Genomic DNA, 6,321 nt, shown 5'->3' on the forward strand with positions numbered 1-6,321 from the left:
TAATCGCGAGGGCCAATACCACTGCGGCTCTATTGCCATGCCTTTTAGCGAGGGTGCGAGGCGGCCGCGCCGCCCCCCCCCCCGCGATAGCCTGGACCGGAACAATGCTGGAAAATGAACAAGTTAAGCCAAGCCTTACGCCGGATGCCGCGGCTCGATCTCAGTTTGTGGCCACCGCTCTGCTGGCCATCGCCACAGCGACATTCGCCGCCTGTCTGGTCAGCGAGACGCGCTGGCCCTGGCTGGCGCCGGTTCGCGCTTGCGCCGAGGCGGCGCTGATCGGCGGCGTCGCCGACTGGTTCGCCGTGACCGCCCTGTTCCGCCGCCCGTTCGGGCTGCCCATTCCCCATACGGCGGTCATCCCGCGCAACCACGACCGCATCGCCGCCGCCATCGGCCGCTTCGTCGCCGACGACCTGCTGGCCTCGGGCCCCCTGGAACAGCGGCTGGCCGGGCTGGAGATCGGCGGGCGTATGGGCGAATGGCTGTCGCGGCCGGAAAAGCGCGCCATGCTGGCCGCCCGGGTCGCCGGGTCACTGCCCCCGCTCATCCATACCGTGGGCGAGGAGCGCTGGCAAAAGGCCATGAGCGGCGGCCTGCGCAAGGCCGTCGATACCGCCATCACCGCGCCCCGAATGGCCGAACTGCTGTCCTATATGGTCGGCCGGGGCTATCATCACGCCATCCTGGACTATCTGGTGGGCGAGGCGCGTGCCTTCGTGCGGCAGAACCGCACCTTCATCCGCCGCAAGGTGGCCCAGGAATGCCCCGAATGGCTGCCCCTGTGGGTGGAGGGGCAGATCGCCCAAGGCGTCGCCAACGGTCTTGACGCATCCCTGGGCGAATTGGCGGCGGCGGAACACCCCTGGCGATTGAAGTTCGAGACCTTCGTCACCGACACCATCGACGGCATGTCCACCCTGCCCGCTTTCGCCCAGAGGGTCGAGGAACTGAAGGCCAGGATATTCGACGACCCCGCCGTGGATACATATCTTCACCAGTTGGGCAGCGGCGCCTATTCCCATCTGGTGGGACGGACCGAGACGGTCGAGGCCCTGGTGGCGGGCTGGCTTGCCGATCTGAGCCAAAGGCTGGCGGAGGACGAGGCCATGCGCCATACCCTGAACCGCTGGGTCCGCGATTTCATCCTGGTCATGCTGATGCCGCGCAGGGCCGTGATCGGCGAACTTGTCACCGACCTGATCCGACGGTGGCGGACCGACCATCTGGTCGAGAAGCTGGAGGCCCATGTGGGCAAGGACCTACAGTACATCCGCATCAACGGCACGGTGGTCGGCGCCCTGCTGGGCGGGGCGATCTGGGCCGTCTCCACCCTGTCCCGGGGCTGAGTTCCGGCCCCCCGCCGCGCCTTTCAGGCGAACTCCTCCAGGCACACGGCCCCACCCTCCAGGCAGCCCAATACCTGCCGGGCCAGCCCTTCAGCGGACTCGACCGCCTTCCTGGACCGCTCCCCCATGGCCTCCGGCCCGCCGATGACGCCGGCCAGGCTGTCCAGTTGGCCCATTTGGCGCAGCAGGGTGTCACCGATGCCCAACGGAATGCCATAACGACCCGAAAGGATATCCTGGCTGTAATCGATCAGGCGATTGGCGGCGGACTCGACCAGGGATTCGGCCCCGGCGAACAAGGCGGACCGGATCTCGCCCAGGCGCCGCAACTGGGAATCGGTGCATCCATTGATCTGCACCCGGACGTCGGCCAGTTCCATCAGGTTCATCAGGCGCTCGGTGGTGTTGGCGATGCCATCCAGGTGTGCGCGCTTGCTTGGGCCCGCAGCCATGTCGTTGGCGATACGCGACGCATGGGTGATCCTGAGCGCCAGGTCATAGGCGCTGTTGATCACCACCTCGGTCTGAAGGTCACAAATATCGGCCAGAAAGGTGGCCCCATACTCGCCCCGCATTTTTGCGATCATGACGCGATCGACGTTGGTGATGTGCTTCACTATCCACTCGAACACGTCCAGGAACAGGCCTCGCCGCTGCTCCTCCAGACTGGCGGAATCCTTGCCTATGGATTCAAGTCTCGCGACGAATTGCGCGTGCTGCCGCTTATGCATCGCCTTGTCGTCATAGTCGAACGTCTCCATCAGCGATTCTTCGTATTCGATGTGCTGGACCACAAAATCCCTGAGGCCGTCCAGCACGGCGCTGGTGGCGACCGTGCCGTCTTCCTCGCCCGAGGCGTCGCCCAGAATCTTCAGGTAATCGATCATCTTGCGATGCTCGACATCGATCCTCATGTCGCCGGTGGCGATGGCGCGGTTCCACTCGATCTCCGATTCCGGTCGCGCCGGTGGCTTCACCGCCCCGCTTGCGCCCCCCTGGGCGGGCGCGAGCCCCGGAGCGGGCGTGGCCCGAGACGGTTCGCGCCGGGGCAGATGTTTGTCCGCTTCGCGGCGGAATGGCCCCTTGTAATTCTTGATCACCGCCATACGGCGGTCCGGGCCGCAATAGGTAGCCACGGAGATGAACGAGGATTGCTTTGTGACGGATTTGCCGATGGCCCGATACAGCGTGTGATGGGTCAGCGGCAAGGTCAGGATGTCCGACGCCCCGAAATCGCGGGTCTGGGCGAGTTCCTCGGCGGTCCAGGCGTCGGCCACACAGATCAGCGGCGTCGACCGCGGCAGCCGATCGGTTTCCCTGCGGACATAGCGCAGGACGTCCAGATGCCCGGCCTCACCCAGCTTGTCGCAGATGATCACGGTATACAGGTCCGCCCCGACGCGCTCCAGCAGCAGACGGGCATGGCCGACATCCAGAGCCTCGTCTCCGATGGTGTACTGGCTGTCGCGCAACAGGCTGGCGACCATCTTGCGGGTCGCCGCATTCTCGATCGCAAGCAGGGCGTTTACACGTTTCGCCGGCTTCGAATCCAAGGCCATAAGCGCCACCGTCAATACGGTCTGTTGTTGGCGAGGGCATTCCTTCTGTCACCGTCGCCGGATTCCCGCGCGCTCGACTCCGCCTCCATGGACAGGAAGGCCAGGGGGCGGTTGTCGACAGTGGCGCGGGACAGCCAAGTGCGGTAGCGCATGTCATCCGACAGGATATGGTTGACCAGCCAGCCCGCAACCAAGTTGTGCAGGTCATTGACGACGGAGCGATACCCGGAGGAATATTCCTCGCATATGACCTTGAGGCGTCCCCTGAACAAATCGTGCTTGCGCCTGTGCTCGTCGAAATGGGAATAGCGGACGCTTCGCAACGCCTTTTCCTCGCGCAGGAAATGACCCCCGACGTATTCGTTGAGAACCGTGAGCAGGCTGGGCATCAAGGCTTGTTTATCATCACCCGATTCGTGACACATATGAATCAGGTTGGCCAGTTCGATGAACGCCTTATGGTCGCCATCAATCACGGCGTTGCCCACCGACCAATCCTCGGACCACGTCAGAGGGAAAGCCACAATTTGCGGAACGTCAGCCATGGCATACCACTACCTTCAAGAAATCGCGGGCAAAACAGGCCGCAAGCCCAACGAATCGCTTCACCTCGCCGCACCTTGCCCAACGAAACCACTCAGGGTGGAACGGCCTGCCACGAAAATTAGAGCGAAGCATATACTCTTTACATACTGTACTCTGGGAGGTATATGACAGCCACCATAAAATTTGCTCAAGTGACGGCCCTGGCGGGATCACCGGCAGGATGCCGTGGATGAGCGGGCTATCGCGCGCGCTGTCGCCGTCATAGCCCTTGTCGGCCAACCCGAAAGCCGCCGAGTTCGATCGACTCTAATACCGCCCGGCCAATGATTTGGCCCTTTGGGCCAAATCATGCCGAGACGGTGAGACTCAGACGCCGCTCTGTCTTGCCGGTCGGCCGACGAGCCTTCGGCGAGTCAGATGATAGGCCCCGACGGGTATAATTCCTTGCCCGGACACGCCGCACGCCACCACTCCCCGTTCCGCCCCGGACGCCACATACGCGGCGGGTCACCCACTCACCGCCCGGCCCCCCGAAACCATCCCAAGGAAAGGCCTGGGCGCAGACTTGAGGGCCGGCCTCAATGGCGCAAAGGTTCGGCGGGAACCTTCTGGGTTGAATGGTGGCCGCCAGCAGCCTCCTCCGCCCGCGTTTCGCCCGGCATTCTCTCTTCGACCTCCGGCGGAGCGGCCTCACGGATCGTGGTATCTGGAAGGGGCTCAAGCTTGGCCCGCTGGTCGGGCCGCAGCCCCTCGCGAACAAGTTGGTTCGCCCGTCGCTGCACATCGCGCCGATACCATTCCCGCTCGATGGCCTTGTCCAGCAGCGACAGTTCGGAATCACTCATATCGCTGAGGTAAACCGTCACCCGTGGCGTTTGCATGAAACTTCTCCCGCCGAAATCATCTTGCTGAAACAGACTACACGCGGGCGCAGCCGAAAGGGGCGGCCACTGTGAGGTATTCAGGCAGTGATAGCCGCCCCCAGCCCGACGCCCGCCGGGAAGGTCGGGTCTATCGGGCGATGGCGGGTCGGCCACGCACGCGATGGGCCGCGTCGTGGTTCGGCGGGAATAACGATGACCGAAGGCTGGCGGTCGCCCTCCTGCACCGCCGCAGTCAGCGCTGCGGCGAGCGAGCCCGAGCATTCCACCCGTAGCATGCGGCGCCGGGACCCCGACACGAGACGGTCGTGGAGTGGCGAAAGGCCTAAGGCGCCAAAGCCCAGGGCCCTTCCGCCCAGGCCATTTTCCTTGACCGGCAGGCTGTTGGAAAATGGCCCCGCAGGTGTTGGGAATGTCCATTGCTCACCATCTTCGTACGGGCGGGCCGATGAATTCATTCACAGCGATACTTGCGCGTGCGGAGGACCCCGATGCGGCCGGACATGAAAGGCGCGGACCTTGCGGCCATGAAAGGGGGCGGTGGGGCAAGCCCACCCGCCGTGCTGCGGAAATCCGACCTGTCCGGCATCAATTTGAATGGCGCCCATCTGACCGGCCTTGATCTGGACGAGGTCAATCTTTCCGGCGCCTCGCTGCGGAGCGCCATGGCCGCCGGTGTCTCGTTCGTGGGCGCCAACCTGGCCGGCGCGGATCTCAGCGGGGCCAACCTGTCCGGGGCACAACTTGGCGCCGCCCGCCTGCTGGGGGCCAACCTGACGCGGGCGAACCTGACCCAGGCCGATCTGAGCGGTGCCAACCTGAGCGGTGCCGACCTTACCGACGCCATCACCGCCGGGGCCAACTTTCACGGCGCCAGCCTGCGCGGCGCCATCTTGAACCTCCGCCCCCCGGTAGAGGAGGCGCCTCCGCGCGCCCCGCCCGAACCACAGACCGTCCCCACCCCTCCGACGAAGGGATCGCTGTCGGAGCAATCCATCAAGCAGTTACCTGAGGTCGAGCCCGGTGTCAGGTTCAAGGCTCAGGACGAATTCACACCGCCCGTCACCCTGGACGAAGCCATGGCTCAAATCCCCGGGAAGGTCGCCGGCGCGAAACCGCCACCGGCGTCGGCGCGCGCCATGCACGGTGCTTCGGCGCCCGTCGCGGCAGATGGCGGCCATTTCACCTATAGGACCCAAAACCTGGCCATCCTCCTGCTGTCTTCCGACCAGATCGGCATGACGCCGGAGGCGAATCCACGGCGCCTTTTGAACTTATTCAGCCAGTTCAACAGGACCATCCTTGGGGCCGGCCGCCCCGTGACCATGGCCGCGCGCGGGCGCTATGTGGTGGGTGGCTTCGAGAACCCAAGCGACGCGCTGCGGTGTGCCCGCGCGTACATCACGATCCTGCAGGATATGAATGTGACCAGCTTCGCCTGCGTCAATTGGGGAAGCGCCACCGTCCGAGTTAACATGAACGGCAATATCCCCGACCAAATCATCCTGGATTCCGTGAGTCCCAGCGCCCGGATGCGCCCCTTGGGCCTGGCGGGAGAACTGCTGATCCTGGAAGAATTGTACGCAAATCCCGCAACGAACCATGACCAGTTCCGGTTTGAAAAAATCCGCCGGAAATGGGTGATGTCCGCCGCCCAGGGCGGCCCCGACATGGAGGTCGATTGCTACCGCGTCCACGACCTGACCCAGAATATGCCCGGAGGCCGCCGGGTATAGGGTCGGCCTTTGAACGGTTCAGGACTTTGTTGCGGAAGCCTTGCCCCGCCGCTTCAGGGGGCGAGACCGGCCATGGGCGCTATGGCAGCCCATAGTATCTTCCACATGAATCAATACATTATGACGGGCACACCATTGACGAGGAAAGTAATTAGCATCGCTCGGCCACCCACCTCCCCCCAACCCACCACAACACCAACCACACCCCCCCACCTCCACCACCCCCACCACCAACACCACCACAGCAGAT

General features: G+C 64.1%; 5 protein-coding genes. 2 read left to right on the top strand and 3 right to left on the bottom strand.

Features of this window, described 5'->3' with window-relative positions; translation table 11 throughout:
• Positions 1 to 167: 167 nt before the first annotated feature.
• The gene (locus MTBUT4_RS18870) at positions 168 to 1,349 is read left to right on the top strand and encodes a DUF445 domain-containing protein (protein ID WP_254434941.1); all 1,182 of its coding nucleotides are present in this window, start codon (positions 168 to 170) and stop codon (positions 1,347 to 1,349) included.
• A 23-nt stretch (positions 1,350 to 1,372) separates the two neighbouring features.
• Here MTBUT4_RS18870 and MTBUT4_RS18875 read toward each other — a convergent pair whose 3' ends face one another.
• From MTBUT4_RS18875 to MTBUT4_RS18885, 3 genes are all read right to left on the bottom strand, one after another.
• Positions 1,373 to 2,908, bottom strand: coding sequence for a hemerythrin domain-containing protein (locus MTBUT4_RS18875; protein ID WP_173981263.1), 1,536 nt, complete (start codon positions 2,906 to 2,908; stop codon positions 1,373 to 1,375).
• 11 nt (positions 2,909 to 2,919) lie between these two features.
• On the bottom strand, positions 2,920 to 3,453 hold the full coding sequence (locus tag MTBUT4_RS18880; RefSeq protein ID WP_173981264.1) for a bacteriohemerythrin: 534 nt from the start codon (positions 3,451 to 3,453) through the stop codon (positions 2,920 to 2,922).
• A gap of 579 nt (positions 3,454 to 4,032) precedes the next feature.
• The gene (locus MTBUT4_RS18885; protein WP_173981265.1) at positions 4,033 to 4,335 is read right to left on the bottom strand and encodes a hypothetical protein; all 303 of its coding nucleotides are present in this window, start codon (positions 4,333 to 4,335) and stop codon (positions 4,033 to 4,035) included.
• A 491-nt stretch (positions 4,336 to 4,826) separates the two neighbouring features.
• On the opposite strand from MTBUT4_RS18885, the gene MTBUT4_RS18890 reads away from it, so the two are divergent.
• On the top strand, positions 4,827 to 6,071 hold the full coding sequence (locus tag MTBUT4_RS18890) for a pentapeptide repeat-containing protein (RefSeq protein ID WP_173981266.1): 1,245 nt from the start codon (positions 4,827 to 4,829) through the stop codon (positions 6,069 to 6,071).
• The last annotated feature ends 250 nt before the right edge of the window (positions 6,072 to 6,321 follow it).

The organism is Magnetospirillum sp. UT-4, from assembly GCF_902729435.1.
Lineage (GTDB): Bacteria > Pseudomonadota > Alphaproteobacteria > Rhodospirillales > Magnetospirillaceae > Magnetospirillum.